This window comes from Chitinophaga varians, from assembly GCF_012641275.1.
GTDB classification, from domain to species: Bacteria; Bacteroidota; Bacteroidia; order Chitinophagales; family Chitinophagaceae; genus Chitinophaga; species Chitinophaga varians_A.
Genome location: NZ_JABAIA010000002.1, coordinates 500,039 through 522,542, shown reverse-complemented (window position 1 = coordinate 522,542; position 22,504 = coordinate 500,039). Strand labels below are relative to the sequence as shown.

Genomic DNA, 22,504 nt, shown 5'->3' with positions numbered 1-22,504 from the left:
TTTTGGTTATCGGATCAGGTTGATCACACCTTTTTTCTCTACACTGGAACCGTCTTTCAATACCAGGTGACATACATAGATGTACACGCCGGAAGGCATTGTCTTGCCTTTGTAAGTACCGTCCCATCCTATATCCTGGCTATTGGACTCAAACACTTTTTCACCCCACTGATCGAATATGGCGATGTGTATTTTGTTGATGATATAACCATACACTTTCAGCACGTCATTCTTACCGTCGTTGTTCGGTGTAAAGGTGTTGGGGATGTAGATACCATCCGGCAGGGTTTTGCCTTCGGCCGGATCAGATATTTTGTCCTCACAACCTCTCACTTTCACGAGGAGTTTCACGCTCTGTGATGGCTGCAGACCGGTGATCGTATGCTCCAGTCCTTCTCTTCCGGACGATGGTTGTGTCCAGGTAAGACCGCCATCGGTAGATACTTCGTAGCTGGTGGCATTGGGCACCTTGTCCCATTTGAAGCGTATCATGTTTACGCCTACGGTGTCCACTCTCACCACCGGTGTGGTCAACAGCGGCAGCACATGTACCACTGCTTTGGCACGGCTTGCGCCCGGACAGCCATGATTGATAGCTTCGAGGTAGTAGGTACCGCTGACGCTCACTGCATTGATCGTGTATACGTTACCGGTAAAGAGCAGGTTACCTCCTGTCGGCGCATCGTACCAGTTGTACAGCACGCCTGCTTCCGGATCTTTTACGGCCAGTGACACATCACTGCCGGAGCACACGGTCATGGAGTCTTTCACGATAGCAGCAATGCCCGGCGCATATACTTCCACTTCTTTCGTGGTATCACCGATACATCCTTCTGCCGCTACGATGCTGAGTTTCACTTTATGGATGCCGGGATATCTGAATTGTTTGGTCGTATCCTTCCGGTAACCGTAAGTGGTATCACCGAAATTCCAGTTCCAGCTGTTGATGCCCACATTGTTGCTGGTAGTGGCGCTGCCGGTGAACTGGGCCACATCGCCCACACAACCGGAGTATGCACTGGTGAAGTCCACCACCGGCGCTGGTATTACTTTCATGGAGAGGATGGCCTCAAAGCTGTTGTTACAGCTTTCGATGTCCGGATGGGAAATCAGGATAGGCACGTTGTAAGTACCCGGTGCAGAGAACACATATTCGTCCGGCAGCACAAAACGGTAGTAAGTACGGTCATTAGCCACCAGTGAATCTTTAGGTACCGGATTGGTCTGCACCACGTCCACCGCAGGTGTCAGGTTCTTTACAGCGCTCAGCTTCCAGGTGAGTGTGGTGGGTTTCACCGGTATCAGCATGGAGAAGCGGAACGGCGTTTTCGCACAGGTGTACGTGTTATTGCCACTGGACGGGTTCAGCACGTTGCTGAAGGCCGGCAGGATATTGAGGTTCTTCACCAATGTTCCGGCGTTGTAACCATAGCTTTCCACACTTCCCAAGCCGTAAGTGATAGCGGTGAAGGCCGAGTCAGCGACAACATTACATTGTGCTGCGGCGGCATCCCACCTTTTCACCACTACCGTATAGCCGGGATGGTTAGGATGCGCGTAAGTGTGGTCAAACAGGTTGCTGCCATCGATCTGTAAAGAACTCAATCCGCCTGTTGGTATGATGAGGGTAAGATAGTTGGTGTTGATAGATTCAACGGTATTGCGGTACAAACCGACTTGTTTGATACCCTGTTCGAGCGGGCTGAGGTAGATCATTTCCGGATCACCATCACCCCATGTGTTATCACAGGAGCCGCTGGACGACATGTATTGTGCCACCATTACCGGTTGATTGGCTTCGATGTAATCGGCGGTATTGCTTTCATACTGATAGAAGCGGTTGTTGATCAGACCGGTCAGTGCCACGCCATTACGTTTCACGATAGTGGCCTGGTCTTTCACCAGTACGCGGTAGATGTTGGTCATAAAGCTGGCAGCGTCATTATCGATAGAAGTAGGCGCCGTCAGGTATTTTTTACCCCATGCCTGTGACGGGAAGTTTTGCTGGATGAGGTTATCACCAGAGCTACCCGAACTGCCGCCACATCCGATACCGGTACGGCTGCTGCCGGAGAAGAAGGCCAGCGGGAAACACTTACCGTCGCTGTTCACAATGGAACGCACGTGGCTGCCGGATACGTCGAACCCTTCAGAACCGGCTTGCAGTGCGCCCAGTACCTGGTACACTTCACCTTTGTTCAGCGTGACGGTAAACGTCTGGTTGGCCGGACGGCCTGCCAGCGTAGGCACGCTGGGCGTTATTTCCACGGTGGTGTTGTCATAATCCGCCACCACATAGAACCAGGAATAGGTATCTGTACCGTAATTCTGCCTGGAAGTCAGCGCATAGTAATCGTAGCCATAAGTACCTACCGGCAGCAGCATGGTGGCGCCGGAAGAGGCGCTGCCATAAATATGCGCATAGGCCACAATAGGCACATCACTTTCGATGCTGATGCCTCTGTCGGACCAGCCTTCTTCCAGCAGACGGGAGTCGTTCATACCGCCTTTGGGCAGTGTTTCCGTCGTGATGGTTTTATTGGCCGGTATGTGATAGGTACGTACCCATGAAGTACCGTTTACGCGGACTGTCACGTTGGAAGAGTCTTTCGCGTTCAGGTACAGCACCATCTGCTGGCTGTTGTCGCCGGTGAAGAACTGGTGATGGCCATAACCTACCCAGAAGCGGGTGCCCCTGTTGGAGCTGTCTGCGGGCTGCAGCTGCTGCGGTGCGTTAATACCGCCATTCAGTCCGGTGAATTTGTCAAAATAATGCAGCGTGCTGTCAACGATCACATTGGCGATATCATCCACCTTACTGAGCGTGTCTGTCTTCCACTTGTCCGTGCTGTCGGTCATCGCCAGGCGGATGTCTTTCTGGCGTTTGATATAACCCTGCCAGGGATCGAGATAGAACTGCTGGATATTGAAGTTGTACACGCCGCTGGACGGGGTAACGTCCACGTCTGTGTAGAAATACATGAAGTCCGTGCCCGGGGCGATATTCGGCGGTTTCACGCCGGAATAGCGGCGTACGGTCATATTGGACGGCAGGGTGGCATTGTTCCAGGTGATCTTCGTCACGGTATCGGTACCGAACATGAAGGTCTGGGTAACACCTGCTGCCGGTGCGGCCGGGAAGGCCGGTAATGCCGGAGGCACGGAAGTAGGCAGGAATTCATAGGCGCCCATGTCTGGCACGCCTTCCTGCAATGTCACCGGTCTTGGGTTACCGTCGATGTCCTTATCGTTGCCAGGCACCTGCACGCCACGGCCATGGATGGCCCACACTTCCGGATCTGTGAGCACCGGATGCAGGTCGTTAACCCCTGTAAACGCCGGTTTGTACACGATCGCGTTGGCATCGAGGCCGCTACCGGTGCGGTAGTCAGCCAGTGTAGCGTAAGACGCTGCCGGCGTATTCTGTCTTACCAATACAGTACCGGTAGTGTACAATGTATTGTAATCGCTGTTCAGATAGTTCGGATTAGCGACATACATGGTACGGCCTGCATCGGAAGAGAAGATGTTGTTTCTCACTTTCACCGGAGAAGCAGAAGAAGACGTATGCGAGAAGTAAGCCGCATAGTTATTGTTACTGCTGGTGGAAGTGTTCAGGATACTGTTGTTAAGATAATTCAGGTTCTTGCCATACTCACTGTAAAGGCCGTACGAATTGGTAGCAGTAGTATGAATGCTGACCACGTTGTTGCTAACAGTAGTAGTATTGGAAGATGTCATGGTGATACCTCTCAGTTCACCAGTGTTAGCCGTGCGGGCAAATATTTCATTGCCGGTCACCAGGCCGGGCGCTGCTGCTCCCGGATCGCAATAGCTGAGGTAGATCGCATATCCTTTGGAAGCGGTATTGTTGATATTGATTTTATTTCTGGCAACGGTGATAGCGGTATCACAATCGCCCGCATAAACGCCATATGTTGTTGAAGCCAGGGCTCCATTCAGGTTGATGGTGTTTTTACGCACGGTCAGCCTGTTGACATACGATGCATAAACAGCATAGTTATACGAACGGTTGATGGTATTGCTGTCGATGGTAACGCCCGGAGACATTAATTCGCCATAGCTGTTTACCCAATACACGCCGTTAGCGCCTTCGGTGAAGGTATTGCCGGTGATCACGTTGCCCAGGCCGGTACAGTTGCTGGCGTACACACCGGCGCTGTTGGTACCTGTGGACGTAGATACAGGCAGGGTGATGGCACACAGCTGCAGGCTGTCATAAGATGCTTTCTTCGCAAATTCAACGGCCCTTGTGTAAGTAGTGCCTGTTGGTTTAAAGGTGATTTTCTGCCAGGTCACATAACTCACACTGTCAAGCTTCAGCACATAGTTCAGCGCGGACGTACCGGCGTAGCTGATGGTCACATCTGCCGCATTCCCGGAAGCACTGCTGAAGGTCACCCTGTTGACAGCAGAAGCACCCGGTATATTGCGCATGGTCAGTTGCTCGGTATACGTGCCGTTGGCGGCGAGGAACAACACCGGTCCTGCGATACCGCATTCCAGTTTGGAGACAGCAGCTGCAAAAGACTGGAAGTTGGTGGTGCTGGTAGGTTGTGCCGGGTTGATGGTGTAAGTGCCGGCCAGCAACGGATCATTGAGGTTCACCATTACCGGTGTGGAGTACGCGGTATCACGGTTGCTGCACACCACCGCGCAACGGAAGTATTTCTCAGCACCGGCGATGGTATTGAAAACACTCACGTACTGGGTGTCGCTCACATATTTCCACGGACCGGTAGCGGTAGCGGACACTTGCCACTGGTAAGTCTGATGCCCTCCTTTGCTGTTGCCCACGAGGTCCAGCTTAATGGCCGTACCCATACAAATCGGCGTGGTAGGGTCTACCGTTGCATTACCTGCTAACGGTGGTGAAGTACATTCAGGGATGCTGATTTCATACGCACCTATGTCCGGTGTGGTAGTACTGCGGACGGTGCCCAGGATGTCGATGGCGACGCCTACCGGGCGGCCGCTGTTGTCCAGCGGGGAAATCACCGGTGCGAAATTACCTACGGAAGGATCGGCAAATACCGGCTGAATAGCGAGGGAGTTGCTGTCCAGCTTAGCACCGGCACGCCAGTCGGCGAGGGTGATGTAGTTGTTGCCGTTGTTACCGGTGTAAGCGGTGTTACGGCTGCTTTTTACGAAGATATCGTTGTAATCGGATTTAAATTCCGCAGTAGAAGAGATATAGATAGCTGTTCTGTTACCGCTGCCGGCACGACTGATATCAAGGATGTTATTGAGGAATTCCACTCCCGCCACGGCGCTGGTCTGATACATACCGGTGGTTTCCGCGCTGCCGGTGTTAACGGCGTCGTTCAGCGCAACGGTATTGTGGTAGTACAGCACAAAGTCACTGCTGTAGTTATAGAAACCACGCTGCGTACCACTTCCACGGATATCGTATATCACGTTGTTGATCACTTTCGCCGGGTTGGTAACGATAGCATCGGCGCTGCTGAACTCAATACCATAGAAGGAGTTCGTGGTGGTTGTGGCAGCATTGAAGAGGCCATGGATACGGTTGCCGCTGATAACGGTGCCATCGCCTTTGCTGTTCACACTGATGCCATAGTTGGAGTAAGACACGCTGCTGCGTGACGTCCGGAAGATGTCGTTGTGGTCTACTACGGTATTCTCTGCGTTAGTCAGGTATACGCCGTAGGAATAGAATTCACTGATGGCGTTGCTGTCGATACGGTTACCGGAAGGCGAACCTGGTGTTGTACCATAAACGATCACACCGTAATATCCTCCGTTGATATTATTACCGCGTACCAGGTTGTTATCGCAGAGGTTATTGGAACCGCTGCTGGTGCTGGCGTCACCACCATTGATCACAACACCGGCCATACCGGAGCTGCTGGAGGTGTTATCGGTAAGGATGCGGTTATGCGTGATCTTGTTGTTGTCCGCATTGGCCAGCAGGTGTACGCCATAACCGTTGGTACCGCCGCGTGCATCTATCACGAGGCTGTCGAAGGTCACGTAGTCAGCGCCACGCAGTTTGATCACGGCTCTTTCGTTATCATCGTTCGGCGCAAACTTGATCGTATTGCCGTTACCGTTAAAGGTAATGGTGTTGGTGGCGGACATACCGGCGATGGAATCCAGTATCAGCTGTTCGGCATAAGGGCCTGAAGCGGATACCACATTGAATATCACCGGACCGGCGATACCGCATTCCAGGGCAGCTTTGGCAGCGTTGAAGCTGACAAAGTTAGTCGCGCTGGACGGTGCGCCTTTATTGATGGTGTACGTACCGCCCGGGAAGGCCGGGTTTACTGTCAGCAGCACCGGAGTGCTGTAGGCTGTATTGCCCGTACAGGTCACCGCCACACGATAATACAGGGTAGCCGTTGCTGTTATAGTAGTATCCGGATTGGTCATCGGGTTGCCGATGTTGGTATAAGGACCTCCCGCTACGGCAGCTGTTTGCCATTGGTAAGTTTGTCCCAGACCGATGCTGTTATTAATTAGACTGAGCGACACTTTACGATTAACGCACACCGGTGTAGTGCTCACAGTGGCGTCGCCGGGTGTCGGCGGCGTAGTACACGGACCAGGCGTAAACTCGTAGGCGCCGATGTCAGGCGTAGTGGTGCTGCGGGTATTGCTGTTAATATCGACGGTGATACCTGCAGGCAGCCCTTTGTTATCTATAGAAGCGCTGGTAGGCTGATAGTTGCCGGCGGCAACACCTGCAAACAGCGGGTTGGATGACAAGGAGACAGTATCCTGTTTGGAAGCCGTTTGCCAGTCGAGCAACGTGCTGCGGTTGGCCGTATAGTAGCCTGTAAAGCTGGTACCGCCTTGTGCGGCCATATAGTACAGGTTATTATTGGCGTGGATGGTACCGGTGGTGGTATTGAAGTATACCGCATATTTGCTGCCACCGCCGCCGCGGGTCACTGCGATGAGGTTATTGACAAACTCAATACCATCGGCCTGGGAAGTCTGATAGAAACCACGGGCCGTATAGGTAGTCGCGCTGGTGGAAGCTCCGTCCAGCGCAATGGTGTTATGGAAATACCATACGTTGTCGGAGCTGGAGTTATAGATACCGTAGGCATCGCCTTTACCGGTGAAGTTATACACCAGGTTGTTGGACACTACGTTCTCCAGTTGCGACAGCGCGTCCGTGCTGGAGAAATAAATCCCGTAACTGCCGCTCACGCTGGCAGGTGCGCCGCCAAAAGGGTTGCTGATGCGGTTACGGGTGATATTGGCTTTGGTATTCAGATTGGAGAAATAGATACCATAGAAGGTCGACACGTTGGACCGCGCCGGCCTGCTGATGATATTATTCTCCACTAACGTGTTAAATGATCCGCTGGCATTTACCCCGGAATTATAGAATTCAGTAATGGTATTGTTGGTGATTTTGTTGCTCATGTTCGCCATGGTACTGCTACCGGTGAGCACAACGCCATAATAACCGCCGACAATTTTGTTGGAGGTGAAAGTGTTGTTATCACATTTCGCGTCACCGGAGGTGGTGGGCGATGTATAAGAGCTGCTGATCACGATACCAGCGTAACTGCTGCTGCTGGTAGAAGTGGAATCCACCAGTATGGTGGAGTTGCTGATAGTATTAAAGTCTGCGTCGTTGGTCAGGAACACGCCGTAGCCGTAACCGGAGCTACCGCTGCCCATCGCTTTGATCACGAGGTTATTAAAAGTGAAATAATCGGCATCGTCCAGCTGGATAACGCCTCTGTTGGCAGAGGTGGCGTTAAATTTCAGCGTATCGCCGTTACCGTTAAAGGTGATGGTATTGGTAGCTGATGCGCCGGGCACGGGTTTCAGCAACAGTTGTTCCGTATAGGGGCCGCTGCCGGCCACCACGTTGAACACCACAGGGCCGTTGATACCACATTTCAGGTAGTTATAGGCATCGTTGAAAGAGGCGAAGTTGTTGCCGGATGTGGGCAACGCCTTATTGATGGTAAAGTTGCCGGACACCAGTGTAGGCGATGAAACGCTTACAGCCGTAGAGGTAGCGCTCTGTGTGCTGGCAGTACAGGTGACGATACAGCGGTACCAGCTGGTAGCTTTTTGTGTGGTCGTCAGCATGCTTTTATCAGCGCCGGTGATGTTGGTCCAGGTAACATTATCAGCAGACTGCTGCCACTGATAGGTGAGCCCGGAAGCTACGGTGGCGCCATTGAGGCGCAGGTCGAAAGTACCGTTGAGACATACGCTGCTCGTGCTGGACACCGCATTGCCGGCGGTAGGCGCACCGGTACAGGCAGTGGCGGGAATCCAGGAGAACGTGATGTTCGGACGGGTGGTCATGGTACCGGTATTGTCGGTTTCAATGGTACCGCAGAGGTTATCTTCGTTATCGGCGCGATAAGTATGCGAGCCGTTGAACGCCAACCCGGTGGTGAAAGCCACTTCCGGGTTGTGGGAATAGAAGGTGCCTGTATTGGAGGCGGGTGAGCCGCTACATACTTCCACTACAATATTGTCTGTTCCGTTCCAGAAAAAATTACTGGCGAAAGGGAAGCTGTTGACGCCATTGAGGATGGTATAGTCTGCCGGCGCGCGCACCACAGTGGTACCGGGCACCCAGCTGGTTTCGCTCAGGGTGCTCACGGTAGTAGTGCCAATGCTGATGCCGTATTGTTCGATCAGATCGGCATTGTTCAGGTTTTTAACAACGAACTTAAGGCCGGTAATATATCCCGGGGCCATACCGGCAGCGGTAAGCTCTGCTGCCGTAAACAGGTACTGCGCCCTGTTGCCCTCATAGTAGTCCTGTAACGGACAGGGATATCCGATATCACTGTTCCCCGTGGTACCGGTACCGATGCTGATATCGGTCTGCGCCAGCAGACGGCTGCCCAGCATCAGTAGCATACCTGCCACGAGGATGGTTTTGTGAATAAACGAAAGCGTATAATTTCTCATATAGAAAAACATTTGCTGGTTTTCAGATAGGGTTAATCTTTTATCAGAACACCCAGGTAATCCATGACTTACCATCTTTAGCGCTGACCATGTCATAAGTGGTGGCGCTGGTCTGTACAAGGAAAAAACCTGTCTGGTCTGCCATCAGCGTACGGGTACGCAGCAACGGCGTTGGGTCCGGAGGCAGATCGCCAAAGAGCCTGCTGTCATGGAAAACAACACGGCCATCATTGGTGAAAGTGGGTGCGCTGTGTATTACGCCGTACATCAGCGTCAGCTGTCCTTCTTCGGGCACAATGATGCCAAAGGCATCAATGCCGGAGCCCTGGCCGCCGGCTTCGGGCCAGAAAGTGGCCGCAACGAAGTCCGGAAGTGCGCGCAGGCCGTAGGCATCGTCTACACCGTTTACATGGAAGCCCTGATCGGCCACCCAGTAACGGCGCTGTGCCAGGGCAAACTGATACCAGCGTTTAGGCGCGGCAATGTCCATCGCCAGCGGCCTGACGGTTTCTGATATACTGGCAGGCTGACCGTTGATAGTACCTTTTACGGCACCGTCTTCAAACCTGACGTTCTCAAAGCTGCTGATGGTATTGGTACCGTCCGAGAAGGCCGGTGACAGCGCAATTCCCTTCGACGTATAGTAGTAACCGGTAGTAGCGGTTTTTACCTCCCCTCCCACTACCCACGTAAAGGTGATGCGGTGCGTCAGTGTGTTCACCTGCACATCGTAGCGGGTGTTGCCGAGGGTAAGCTTGTGGAAATAGGTCAGTATTTTCCGTACGCTGTCGATGTTACGGTTGATATGCTGCTGGTAATAATCCGTCTGCTCCTGTTGCGTGGCTTTCACCAGTATGGCGCGGCTTCTGTTGAAACGGCCGGTCAGCACCATGGTGTCGCCGGTCATGCCATTGATGGAAAACTCAAAGTCCGATCCCAGCCCTCTGCCATAGTCGCCGCCATTCTGGCTCCCGTCAGGGTCGCAGAGCACGTGCAGGTAAGAGTAGGTGTCGAACAGCAGGCTGGGCTGCTGCAGGGCTTTAAGCCGCCAGCTGCTTTCTTTGGCAGCAACAGTGGAAGACTGCTCAAAGTCGCTGTACATCTGCACCCGGTTGGAATCATTGAACCGGAAATAAAAGCTGTACACCGATTTGGGCGAACCACCGGGATATACCAGCGCTTTCCAGCCATAAGGAGCGTGTGTCAGTATCTGCTGGTACCGTTGTAAGGTATCGTTGAGCCGCTCATCGGGCGACTTGTCAAACATCGGGTCTGACTCTTTCTTACAGGAATAGATACCTGCAAGGACCAGTAATAAATACAAAAGTTTCTTTCTCATACCCATAAACGGTTAATACAATAGCTTGTTGATTTCTCTTCTGGTGCGGGATTGCAGGCTATAAAAATCGATATGCCATACAGTCTGGAAATAGCTCACCACCATCGCCTCTTTTCTGCGGAGCCTTGCTTTCGCATCGGCCTGTGACGTGCCATTGATGCTGTATCCCGGAGGAATACTGTTGACGATCCTGTCAAATCCGGTCCTGCCTTCTACCAGCATGGTGGATATCATCTCCACAAAATCATCGTCATAACCAGACATGGCATAAGGAGTAACAAAGCCGTCCTTATAGGCTGACATATCATCGATATTGTTCCAGTTGGCCGTATACAGGCCGGCACATATCCGTTTGAATTCTACCGGGTACATCACTGTCTGGTGGAGGATATGACCGAATTCATGCTCTATTACATGGAACATCTGTTTTACATTGGCAGAATCACCGGGTTTGTAATCGGGCATATCGCGGGTCACAAAATCGTTGACGAGGTACAGCACCACTTTACGGCCACCTTCAGCGGTACCCAGGGTGATAGTGCCGTTTTCATTCCAGCTGGCGCTGCCACTGAGGATAAAGTACTTGGGGCAGTAGCGGCGGAAGAACAGGTCTCCCGCTTCCGCGATGTAAGTGCTCATCCATACTTTTTTGATGGCACTCATCACGGGGATGATCTTCTCCTCACGGGGAGGCACCAACGTTTTATTCAGTTCAAATTCAAACTGGTCCCATTTATATTTTACAGCTATGTTATACGGCACGGTGAGCGTATCGAAGAGCCACCGGTCCAGCGGGCCTTTCACCCAGGTATCGCCTCCCAGTCCGGGAATGTCGTCTACCTTGCCCAGGTCATCCTTCTTGCTGCAGGACATCAGCAACAGAAAGGACAAAGCGAGAAGAAAAAGTTTCATACAAAAGCGATTTTTATTTGGTTGATAATTATCTCGGATTTAATGCGATGCCGGATGTGGTGGCGGACTGCGGGATCTGGAACACCCAGCGGTTGTCTCCCGGTTTCAGCTCCAGTATCTCGCCTTCACGGGTGGTATGCACGACGGACATTTTATAGCGTTGCAGGTCAAACCAACGCATGCCCTCCTGCAGGTATTCCGCCCGTTTGAAATCGAGGATGGTATGTATCAGCCCGTCCTTTTCATTACTGATACCATAAAAATTCCGGATGGACGTAGTGGTGATGGTGTGCACAGACGGATCGTAGTTGCGGATACGTTTGCTGGCAAAGAGGTTGAGGTCTTTCAGCGCAGCAGCGGATTTGCCCAGCTGTGCATTGGCCTCTGCCCGGTTGAACAGCACTTCTTCTGTGGTGAACAGCGGCACCATTACATAAGGCTGACCGATAGTGGCGTTCACGGAGGATTTCACGAAGTATTCCGTCAGCTTGGGCACGAAATAATTCTGGGAGCCATAATAGTATATCGGGTAAGCCCAGCGGCCGCCGGTAACATTGTATCCCAGGACCTGCAGCTGCCTGGCGTTGTCAAGGTCATAGCGGTATTGTCCCACGCTGCGGCCATAGAGCGATTGTGTTTCCACCAGCAGCAGGTTCGCGTTCTCTTTGGCGTTGGCATAGAGGTCGAAGATCTGTTCCGGTGAAAGGCTGCTGTAGGTAGTGTTCCAACCGCGCATGTTGCTGGCCACATCGTTGTTGGCGAATGCCTGATCTGCGTACTGTACCACCTTTGCGTAGTCTCTTTTATAGAGATAGAAACGGGTGGCGAATGCATAGGCGGCGCTGCGGTTAAAATGATAGCGCGGCACCTTATAAGTATCGTCACTGATCAGCGGCAATCCTTCCAACAGGTCTTTCTCCACCATGTCATACACATAAGCCACCGTTTTGCGGTCGTATTGTTTGATCACCACTGTTTCAGGGACGGTCACATAGGGAATACCGGGGTCATTGGCGGCCGTGGCAGGATCATACATTCTGGAGAAAATATTCACCAGCATAAAGTGCGCGTAGGCGCGGGCCACCAGCGCTTCTCCCCGCTGCGTGGCGTAGGCTTTTTTGTCAGCGGCCTTGTCGCAGGCTTCCAGCGCCTGGTTAGCGGCAGCAATAGCTACGTAGCAGGCCGTCCAGTAGGCTTCAGGGGAATCCTGTTCGATGGACTGTATGTCGCGGAACAAATACGCGTCCTGATTGGGGCGACTGATAACACCGGCGCCTTTATCAGCCACGTTGTCCGTCATCGCTTCGCACATCGTCACGTAAGACGATTGCGGATAAGCGGTGCCCAGCAGCTTAGACACCTTATCAGGTGTGCTCAGGTCGGTCCAGGTGCTGTCAGGCACCTGCTCCAGGTACTTGCGGCAACTGCCCAGTGTGAGGAGGCCTATTGTCAGTGCGGCTGTCACAAAGGGCCTTATAAAACGTGTAGTCGAAACAGTTATATATCTCAATTCCATAGGTCCATTTTTAAATACCAACTTTTATTGACAGGGTGAATTGCTTCTGAATAGGCTGTGCCACGCCACCGGAGTTGAAAAATTCCGGGTCCTGGCCATGCAGCTTCTTATCGGCATAGATGAGCCACGGGTTGATAGCGGCGCCGCTCACAGACATGCTGTTGAAGCCTACGCGCCGGATGAGGGAAACGGGTAGCTGATAGGTCAGTGACACGGTTTTCAACCGGATAAAATCACCTTTGGCCACCCGTTCAGTGGAATAGTTGTAGTTGTTATACGGATAAGCGCCGCGGATCAGCGTCTGTTCATAGGCATCCAGGATAGATGGCACGCGGGTGGTGTTCTCATCTCCCGGCATTACCCAACGGTCATAAAACTCTTTGGGCATGGCGTCCAGATCGGAATAGGCGGTTTTAAAAGCCGGATACAACCGGATTTTATTGCCCCACTGATAGGTAAAGAAGACATTCAATGAAAGGGCTTTATAACGGAACGTGTTGGAGAAACCGCCTGTCACCGGAGGGTCTACCGGTCCTTCATATACCAGCTGTGCTGTTTTAAGGTCCTGCAGGTTCACGTCCGGGCTTACAACACCGTCCTGGTTAACGAAGGAGGGCATGCCTGTTTTCGGAGAAAGGCCTTTGTACTGTAAAGAAAACAGGCTATGCACCGGATATCCTTCTTTGTTGCCGCCCTCTGCTACTACCAGATCAAAAATGGCCGGGATATTTTTGGCATTGGTGATCTTGTTGGTATTGTAACCGAAAGTGATATTGGATTTCCAACCCCAGTCCTTTTTACGCACTACATCCCCTCCGATCAGCAGTTCCACTCCTTTCGAAGTCATGTCGGCATAGTTGGCCGCTTTGTACATTTCGCCACCTATGCCGGATGTTTTGATGATACTGATAAGGTCGAAGCTCTTACGTGTATAGAGATCAAGAGAAACGTTAAGCCTGTTGTTGAAGAATCCTGCGTCCAGTCCGAGATTGGTCGTGTAGAGCTTTTCCCAGGTGAGATCATCATTTTGCAGATGCGCGAGGCTGATCACGGATTCCACTTCATTGAGGTGCGGCCTGCGGGTGTTGATGGTCTGGAAAACGATGTTGGAATTAGTGGCGGGGCCCATGCTGGCGGTAAGGCCGTAGCTGGCGCGCAGCGTGAGATAGTTCAGCCAGTTCACTTTCTGAAGGAAAGGCTCCTGGTCCATGTTCCATGAACCGGCCACGCTCCAGGTAGGCAGCCAGCGGGCTTTGCGGGACTGGCCCAGCCTGTTGGAACCGTCATACCGGCCGGTAGCGGTGAGGTTGTATTTGTTGTTGTAAGCATAGGTGCCGGACGCATAAAAAGCTGCAAAACGGTCATAGTCGCGGCCCATGCTGTAATATGGGAAGTTGGACTCAATGGTTTGTTTCAGGATACGGTAATCCACAAACGGCGTTCCGCCGTTTTCATATTGATAGCCGTAGCCGGTATTGGACGCGCTCTGGCGGTCGGCATACTTTACCTGTTGTCCTACCAGCAGATTGATGTTATGCTTTTGTGCGAACGTATCTGCATAAGTAAGGCCATTACGGAAGTCGAAGTTCATGAGCTGGTCTTCCGTACGGTTGTAGAAGCCGCCGGCTGGCAGCACGATGACAGGCTGTGCGTCCGGATCGTCAGGATTGCGGTAGAGGAACTTGTTGTTCCGCGCGATGGTAGCGTTGCCGGCAGCACGATAGGCGTTGGCCATGTTCGCGTTTTCGGTGATCTGGTGTTCGCGGGAAGATTTAACATAACGGATAGCGCCGGTGAATTCATACCGGATGTTGCGGGTGAGCCGCCAGCCGAGGTCGCCCTGGAGGCGCAGGTCCATCATGTTCAGGTCGAGGGAGTTGTTGCGCAGTTCATTGATGATATTAAATGGTGCGAAATTTCTCCGGAAATATTCCAGGTTGCCGTTCTGGTCGTAGGCAGTGAGCGTACGGCTTGTATTGAGCGAGTAGCTGAAAGGATTGATATCAAAATCGCGGTCATACTGCCCTTCTACCGGGTTACTGCTACGGGTAAGTGCTCCCGGTGCTTTTTGCTGCCGCACCGATGCCAAAGCGGAGAAACCGGCACTCAGCCGGTCAGAGAATTTATAGGTATTGCGGTAATTGAGGGTGTAGCGGTTCACTTTATCGGCCAGTGTCCAGCCGTTGTCACTGTAGAAGCTGGTAGAGAAATAGGATTGCGACTTGTCCGTACCGGAAGAGATACTGAGGGAGTGTTCCTGTACGAAGTTGTTACGGAACAGCAGGCCAAACCAATCGGTGTTGGCATTGGCATAACGCAGCAGGAAAGCTTTCATGGCCACAGGATCGTTCTGTACGGGGAAGTTGCCGCTACCGTCTGCGTCCAGTGATTCATACAGTTTACCGAAAACACCGATGTCACCACGGGAAAGGATATCCGAAGTGAGGATACCTTTACGTTCCAACTCCGCCAGCACAGACATTTGCTGGCCGGAGTTCATGATATTAAAATTGTTATAGTTTGGTTTCAGCTGCGTGCTGAAGTTACCGCTGTAGGCGATAACGGGCTTGCCTGCACGACCTTTTTTCGTTGTGATCACCACTACCCCGTTCATCGCGCGGGCGCCATACAAGGCAGTAGCGGCCGCATCTTTGAGGATATCAAAACTTTCGATATCGTTGGCGTTGAGGCCTGCTACCGCAGAGCCCAGCAAGGTGGTGGGGTCTCCGCTGGAGAGCTGATCATTGGAGATATTCACCACGTCTTCCAGCACCACGCCGTCTACCACCCAGAGTGGCTTGTTGTCGCCGTTGATAGACGTAGCGCCACGTACCCTTACTTTCGGCGCTGTACCGAAAGTACCGGACACGTTCTGTATGGCCACACCGGCCACGCGGCCTTCCAGCATGCGGCTTACGTCTGTGATGCCGTCTATCTTCACATCTTCACCTTTGAGGCGGGTGGCGGCGCCGGAGAATTTACTTTTATCGATGCTCTGAAAGCCTGTCACTACGACTTCCTGCAGGCGTGTCGGTTTCTCTTTCATCACGATGGTGATGCTGCCGTTTTTAAATTCGCTGGAGTGTACTTCTTCCATTTTATAGCCGGTGAAGTTGAACACCAGTATAGCATCACCGGGTACGCGGTGAATTTCGAATTCGCCTTTGGCGTTTGTGGTAGCGCCTCTGGAGGAGCCTTTCACCAGTACGGTCACACCTGGCAGTGGTTCTTTCTTTTCAGAGATCACGGTGCCTTTCACATCGGTAAAGCGGGGTGTTACCTGGCGTGGCGTGCTGACGGTGGTGAGCGATGTGAGTTTTTTGGAAGCGTCGCGCCTGATCACGATGCGGTCGTAGATCACGCTGTAGGACAAGGAATAGGGTGTTAATATCTTATGCAGCAGGTCGCCTACTTTTTCATTGTGAGCGGAAATGCTGACTTTGTTGGCATTCAGTACCTCGTTGCCTACGTATACAAAAGATACTTCCGCGAGGTTACTGATTTTCTCCAGTGCATCTTTCAGTACAACATCGTGCAGGTGGAGGGTAATCTTTTTGTCAAGCGCATCCTGAAGGTCCACGGCGCCCGCCTGTAGGTGGAACAGCGACAGGAAGAGCGTCAGACAACAAATGTAGTATCGGGTTTTATTATGCATATTGAATTAATGTTTGTTCATTCCGGGTAATAGGAATCCTGATCCGGTTTTGCTGGAAAACCGGGCAATAAAGGGCCTTCTGCTGTGCAGTATTATTTTTTAGTGTCTATATGACAATTATTAACCGGAAGAGAAAGAGACAGTATGGTCCATAAACGCAATTTAGTTTGGTTGTTAAATGAAAAAATATCGGGAATGTATTGGCAATAGGGGCCCTGTTGAGAGAATACCAGCGTATTCAATCAATGGCAGATAACCAGGGATGAGAACCATTTCCAGGCTAAAAGTTACACAGGATAGCTTACCAGCAATACAACTTTTATTTCTCTAAAATAAGTCAGGTCAATAGCTACAAAACAAGTTTTCCATCTTGCATATTGATTTTGGTTAACGGTATTTTCTTCTCTAATCGGTTATTTAGTGGCAATTGCCATCAACTATTACATATCCGTTTCCGTTGGCATCCTTTTTAATTTTGGCGTTGAGGGACCCGGCGATGATGGTTAGTGTTTTCTGCAAATCATCTGTGGTATTAAAGTCTCCAAAGACGGGGCAGTGTTCCATTTTACTATCGGTGCTGACCGGCACGTCATAAAAGCGTTGCAGGTCGTTGAGCACAGCGGACAATGGCTGTCCCTTGTAAGTAAATACGCCGGCCTGTTTCTGCCGGAAAAAGCGTGCATCATCAGTAGCATCTACCAGTTCGAGCCCTTTGGACGCGGCGTGATAAACGGCGCTCTTGTTGGCACTAAGCACCAGTTGATGCTTCGGGTTGGTTTCACCGCTATGGGTATTTACCTGAACGCTGCCGGATATTACCACCACTTTTGCTACACCGTTGTTACGGGCTTCCATATTGAAGGAGGTGCCCAGTACAGTAGTATTGATGAAAGCAGAGGATATTACAAAGGGATGTTTGCTATCCTGCTTCACATCAAAGAAGGCTTCACCGTCGAGTTGCAGTGTTCTGTTTTTTTTTCCAAAGTTCTCGGGATAGGTGATGCTGGAACTTTTTTCCAGATATACCAAAGATCCATCAGGCAGTGTGACTGTTTTATTTTGTGTTCCACTGTTCATGACCAGTTGTTTCACCTGTTGACGTACCAGCAGGTACCAGGATGCGCCTGCCAGCAGTACTACAGCGGCGGCAGCCGCTATTCTGCGTCCATACAGCGTGAATACGTTTGGCCGCGAAATACCGGCACGACGATGTATTTTTTTCAGCAGTTGAGCCGATAGCCGTTCATCCAGCAGGTCTTTTATTTCAGGGCCTTTTGCCTGAAAGTACTCTTTGGCTACCGCTTCCAGATCAGACAGATCGTTTTCTTCCAGGTACTGTAGCATCCATTCCTGCTCTGTGGCAGACCAGTTCTTCGTATGTAGCAGTTGTCTGAGGTATTCCTTTCTGTTGTGCACTATCGTGACGGTTTAATTTAAATACGCAGGTTGATAAAAAGTGGGTGGGTGAATCCCAAAGAAAAAACATATTTATTTTATCCTAATTCATTTCTTATCAGAAACTTAATTGGAAGCGTTGTGACAGGTAAAGAAAAAAAGAAACAGGACGATGTATTTATGATCGCCATTACGGAGCATATAGTCATTTAGTTTGACCATCGCGGCAGAAAGATGTTCTTTAACGGTATTACGGGAAATATTGAGTTCGCTGGCTACTTCATCATAGGTTTTACCTTCCAGTTTACAACGGGTCACAATGGTCCTCTTTTTGGGAGATAGTTGCGCAATAGCTTGCTCAAGCAGGCTGTACTGTTCTTCGTCCATATTTTTCCGGTCGATCATCAGGTGGTCTTCCGGCTCGAGATCGAGCAGATTTTTATGCAGCGCCTGCTCTTTCAGTTTGCGGCGCACCCAGCTGACAGACAGGTTGAAGCTGATAACAAACAACCAGCCGCCGACGGACTGCTCTGCCTGTATTTCGCGGCGTTTTTCCCACAATCTGGCAAACACTTCCTGTAAGATGTCTTCAGCAACGGCAACATCTTTCACAAATTTGAGAATATTGCGGTATACGGCCTGGTGATAATTCCCATATAGGCTGTCAAAAGCGCTCACGTCACTGTCGCGGAGCCGTAAAACCAATTCAGCATCTGTTGTGTTCATATCTTTTCTTTTATATAAATCATACCGTGGAATACAATTTATATGGCTAAAGAAAAAGCCAGGTTTCCCATACAATGGCCATTCATTCGACCGTATAAATTAGTAACAAATATTATTATTTAATAATTAAATTCGTATTAGTTATAATTATAAATTGTTATATACGTAGTTAGAATTAATAGCAAAAAACCATTGCGAAAATACGGCGTACCTTTGGGGTGTAACCATGCAAACTATCCGATATGACTACGCAGAAAACACCCATAGGACCCCTGCGTGAAGATGACATCCAACCGGATGATGTCATCAATCATCAGCAGGAACCGGTACCTCAACGAGGTAACCAGGACGAGCAATCACGCAGCGAAGACACTTCCGAAGATATCCTGAATGAGGAAGAGGATGATCTCGAAATCGACGAATTAATGGAGGAAGAAGATAGAAGGGACGCTGCAGCAGAGGAGGCGGAAAAAGACAGGGAACAGGAAGAGGAGAACGAGATCACGGATGAAGTAAGTCATCTACGAATTTATTGATACGGATTTTGGCGTTTATTTAATCGTTTCAACAATATCAGATAATTGAATGACTATCTAAATTCCAAAATCCGTAATCAACAAATCCTTACATTTTTATTTTCTTAAAAGCGCCGTGGCACACCATAACACGGGCGCCTGACCATGCATGTCACCAGTAATACGGCCGCGATCGAGATAATATTGGCGGTCATTCTTTTTATTGGTGCCTTCACACACCTCCCGCACATCGGCGTTGTCATCGATGTACTTCACCAGCGCCAGCCATGCCTTGCGCGCTGCAGCGCCATAGGTGGCCGCATCCAGCCAACCGTTTTTCACACCGGTGATCATGGCAAAGGTAAACATACCTGTGGCAGACGTTTCCGGCCATGCTTCCGGGTCATCGATCAACTGGCGCCACATACCGTCCGGCGCCTGGTATTTCAGCAGGGAGGCCATCATGGTTTTATATCCTTTCATGATACGCTCGCGGTCAGGATTGTCTTTAGGCAGGGAACGCAGCAGTTCACTCATGCCGGCAGCCATCCAGCCGTCACCGCGGCCCCAGAAGTACGGCACGTCCGGCGCATGGTAAAAGAGGCCATTGGGCTGCTGCAAGGAATCCAGATAAACCACCATCTCGCGCGCAGCACGGTTGATATATTCCTTATCGCCGGTGGCGCGGTAAGCCTGCGACTGCACAGCGGTGATCATGAACATATCGTCAATCCACATACGCGTTTGCCAGGTAAGGCCACGGTCTTTATACCCCTGTGATTCGGGCTTTACATGCGGACCTTCCGGTGTGCCCCACTGTTTGTCCGCAATGGCTTTGCCCATATCGAGGTAACGTTTGTCTTTTGTTTGTATATACAGCTCCAGCGGCACTGAGCCAAAAACGGTATGGTCCACATGGTCCGCCTTAGGCACCAGCGCAGCCTCCGTGGTGAAAAAAGGTTCAAAACGCTGCACCAGACTGCCGGTCAGTGCCTTATCATCGCTTGCCCGTGCAAACGTTAGCGCACCATACCACGCGCAAACTTCAGGATAGGTGATTTGTTTCGGAGACGTAGCCCTTCCGAAATTAGGATGCGGCGTAGCTACAAAACGTTCGGCCACTCGCTTGCCAATCTCCTTTGGTGTGCTGCCTTTCGGGAAATGCGTCAGGTTCGCATCTGCAGATTTCTTTTGTGCTGTGGCCATTTCTGTGTTGATCACCAGCAGTGTCAACAGGCCTGCCATCATTGTTTTCATATGTGGATTGTTTTTCTTTTCAGTGGTTTCTAACGGGAAAATCTATACGACGAATGACGCCCGTGGTTTCCGTCAGCATGGTTTTCCAAAATACATCATCGGGATGAAAAATGCTATTGTTGTTTTAAATCCCAGGGCTAAAGCCCTGGGCCACGATTAGCGGCTATCGTTTATAGGGAATTGTTTCGGCTCTTCAAGTTTCCAGTGTTCCTTCAAAACGGAAGGAGCCCTCCATTTAAACGACTAAGCTAATCGCAGCCCAGGGCTTTAGCCCTGGGACAAGCGTCATTGCACCGCCTGCGTTTCATAAGCAGTATAAAACGTATCGATCGCTATTTTCACCGGCTTATAGGCCGTTCTGAATTTGAAGGATGTGCCTGCCTGGTAGCCGGGCAGTTTCAGCGATGCCCGGAATTCCAGCGGATCGCGGGGACCGGCCGGCAGGCTGTCGGCCACCTGCACAATTTTGGTTTCCACGCCGGCGGTATTGGTATATAACACTTCCACGCTCTGCACCTGGTTATTTACGCCAAACCACCAGATGGTCGTTTCCTTTTTGGTGGCGTCGTATTTGGCGATGCGCACCGGCCGGTTGGACAGCGTGGCCAGATAGGCGTCACCGTAAGCGTTGCCGATCACCTCTTCTTTTACGGAAGAATGGCCGGCATTGTCATAGGTATACACCTGGAAGGTATAGATATTCTCCGGCAGCTTGTCCAGCAGCAGCCGGATGGTATCGGTGCCGCCTGTACGTTTTACGGGCACTTCAGTCGAATCACTACGCTGGTTCCAGTATACACGGCATTTGGTGATCTTCGGGTCTGATATCAGGTACCAGGACAACAACACCCTGTTCTTGCCCGGAAATACTTTCAGGGAATCCACTTTACCGGTATAAATGATCTCTCCTCCGTTCAGAAAATTTTTGTAGGTGTCGTCCATTTTGCTGCAGGCTGCCAGCAGCACCAACATAGCCCCTAACAGCCATCTGCCTTTGTTATGTTTCATGATAACTGTTTTAATTATTTTTTGATTTGTCCCCAGATGGATATCTCACTGATATGAAGATGCCCTATGATACCGTCCACGGCAGCCCAGCTGTCGATGTGTTTCCAGGCGATGTAACGTACCGCCGGCGAACCGATCGGCAGCTCATACTCCTGCCCTGCCGCAGCGGCGTCAATATCTTCGTTGGAGTTCTGTCCCAGCGGCAGCCCGGAAGGCTTCTCCATAATCTGGTGGTCCAGTTTCACCCAGCTGTTCACGTCTGTGGGGGTATTGGTGCCCCAAAGCTCCCATTCATGCGGGTTACCGTGGTTGTAGATATAACCGGCCTGCCGCTGCCAGATCTTATAACGGCTGATCACCGCTTTCACGCCAAGGTCAATCGGCACCCAGATAGGCACATCCTTGTTCTCCGTGGTGTGGTACCCTTCGTTGCCGATGATACCGTTCCACATGTTTTCAATAGGCCAGGACGACAGGTTGCCCGGCTCCACGATCTGTACGCCAGGTGTCTTGGGCAACGGCGCTACCTGTGGTATCGGGTACTTTTTCTTCATGGCGCTGGCGAACTTCGATTTGTCCAGCTCTTCTTCGTATATGGGTGTCAGTTCGAACCGGAGGGTATCGCTTTTGTTGTCCCAGCGGTCCTTGATATAGATACCGAACTGTTGTTTCACCGGCTGCAGCCCGCGTACCGTGAATTTCCCGGAATCCAGTCCGTAGTAGAAGTTGTTCACGTTGCGCCATTCTTTGGCGGCAGGGTCATACAGCAGGGTAACGATGACGATCTTTCCCTTGTCCTCATTGCTGAACTTCACCTGCAGGCCACCGAAGGCTTCTGCCACATCCAATGATTTGTATACTTTCCAGATGGCCGGCGGCAAAGGTTTCACCTTTATCTGCACCGGGGTGGAAGCTACTTCCGCACGGCTGACCGTGTACAGGGTAACAGTATGTTCAGCGGTGTCGCCAAAGCCTTCCACCCGTACTGATCTTTTGAAATAGGAAGACTTCGCTTCTTTTTTTACGCCGTTGATTTCAAATTCTGCCCGTACATAAGACAGGTTCTGGTCGTCGGGAAGGGAATAGGATATCTCCGCTGCACCCGCCATACCTACGGCGCTGGGGTTCATGACCGGATTGGGCTGTGCTTTATCATCGGAGATAGGTCCCAGGTGATCTTGTTTGCAGGCGCTACATACGGCCAGCAGAAATAAGAGGATATGAAAATATTTCATTTC

Annotated in this window: 11 protein-coding genes; 1 reads left to right on the top strand and 10 read right to left on the bottom strand. The window is 51.1% G+C overall.

Annotated features, from left to right (window positions below; genetic code table 11):
- Nucleotides 1-6: 6 nt before the first annotated feature.
- From HGH92_RS16710 to HGH92_RS16680, 7 genes are all read right to left on the bottom strand, one after another.
- Nucleotides 7-8,943: a gliding motility-associated C-terminal domain-containing protein gene (locus HGH92_RS16710; RefSeq protein ID WP_168871913.1), complete on the bottom strand. Its 8,937-nt coding sequence runs from the start codon at nt 8,941-8,943 to the stop codon at nt 7-9.
- 43 nt (nt 8,944-8,986) lie between these two features.
- Nucleotides 8,987-10,282, bottom strand: coding sequence for a DUF4302 domain-containing protein (locus HGH92_RS16705; RefSeq protein ID WP_168871912.1), 1,296 nt, complete (start codon nt 10,280-10,282; stop codon nt 8,987-8,989).
- Between the two features lie 12 nt (nt 10,283-10,294).
- Nucleotides 10,295-11,194 (bottom strand): putative zinc-binding metallopeptidase, encoded by a 900-nt coding sequence (locus HGH92_RS16700; RefSeq protein ID WP_168871911.1) that lies wholly within the window; start codon nt 11,192-11,194, stop codon nt 10,295-10,297.
- Between the two features lie 28 nt (nt 11,195-11,222).
- Nucleotides 11,223-12,710 carry a RagB/SusD family nutrient uptake outer membrane protein gene (locus HGH92_RS16695; protein WP_168871910.1) on the bottom strand — a complete coding sequence of 496 codons (1,488 nt, stop codon included), beginning with the start codon at nt 12,708-12,710 and terminating at the stop codon, nt 11,223-11,225.
- Between the two features lie 10 nt (nt 12,711-12,720).
- The gene (locus HGH92_RS16690) at nt 12,721-16,365 is read right to left on the bottom strand and encodes a SusC/RagA family TonB-linked outer membrane protein (RefSeq protein ID WP_168871909.1); all 3,645 of its coding nucleotides are present in this window, start codon (nt 16,363-16,365) and stop codon (nt 12,721-12,723) included.
- 417 nt (nt 16,366-16,782) lie between these two features.
- Nucleotides 16,783-17,781, bottom strand: coding sequence for a FecR family protein (locus HGH92_RS16685; RefSeq protein ID WP_168871908.1), 999 nt, complete (start codon nt 17,779-17,781; stop codon nt 16,783-16,785).
- Nucleotides 17,782-17,886: 105 nt separating this feature from the next.
- Complete coding sequence (locus HGH92_RS16680) at nt 17,887-18,486, bottom strand: RNA polymerase sigma factor (protein ID WP_168871907.1); 600 nt, start codon at nt 18,484-18,486, stop codon at nt 17,887-17,889.
- Nucleotides 18,487-18,728: 242 nt separating this feature from the next.
- Between HGH92_RS16680 and HGH92_RS16675 the strand changes: the two genes are divergently transcribed.
- A complete protein-coding gene (locus HGH92_RS16675) occupies nt 18,729-19,022 on the top strand; it encodes a hypothetical protein (RefSeq protein WP_168871906.1) in 294 nt (97 codons plus the stop codon).
- Between the two features lie 96 nt (nt 19,023-19,118).
- Here HGH92_RS16675 and HGH92_RS16670 read toward each other — a convergent pair whose 3' ends face one another.
- The 3 genes from HGH92_RS16670 to HGH92_RS16660 form a co-directional block, all read right to left on the bottom strand.
- Nucleotides 19,119-20,258: a glycoside hydrolase family 105 protein gene (locus HGH92_RS16670; protein ID WP_168871905.1), complete on the bottom strand. Its 1,140-nt coding sequence runs from the start codon at nt 20,256-20,258 to the stop codon at nt 19,119-19,121.
- 285 nt (nt 20,259-20,543) lie between these two features.
- Entirely contained in the window at nt 20,544-21,266 is a 723-nt protein-coding gene (locus HGH92_RS16665) for a DUF4998 domain-containing protein (RefSeq protein ID WP_168871904.1), read from the bottom strand.
- Between the two features lie 14 nt (nt 21,267-21,280).
- The gene (locus tag HGH92_RS16660; RefSeq protein ID WP_168871903.1) at nt 21,281-22,501 is read right to left on the bottom strand and encodes a DUF5000 domain-containing lipoprotein; all 1,221 of its coding nucleotides are present in this window, start codon (nt 22,499-22,501) and stop codon (nt 21,281-21,283) included.
- Nucleotides 22,502-22,504: the final 3 nt, after the last annotated feature.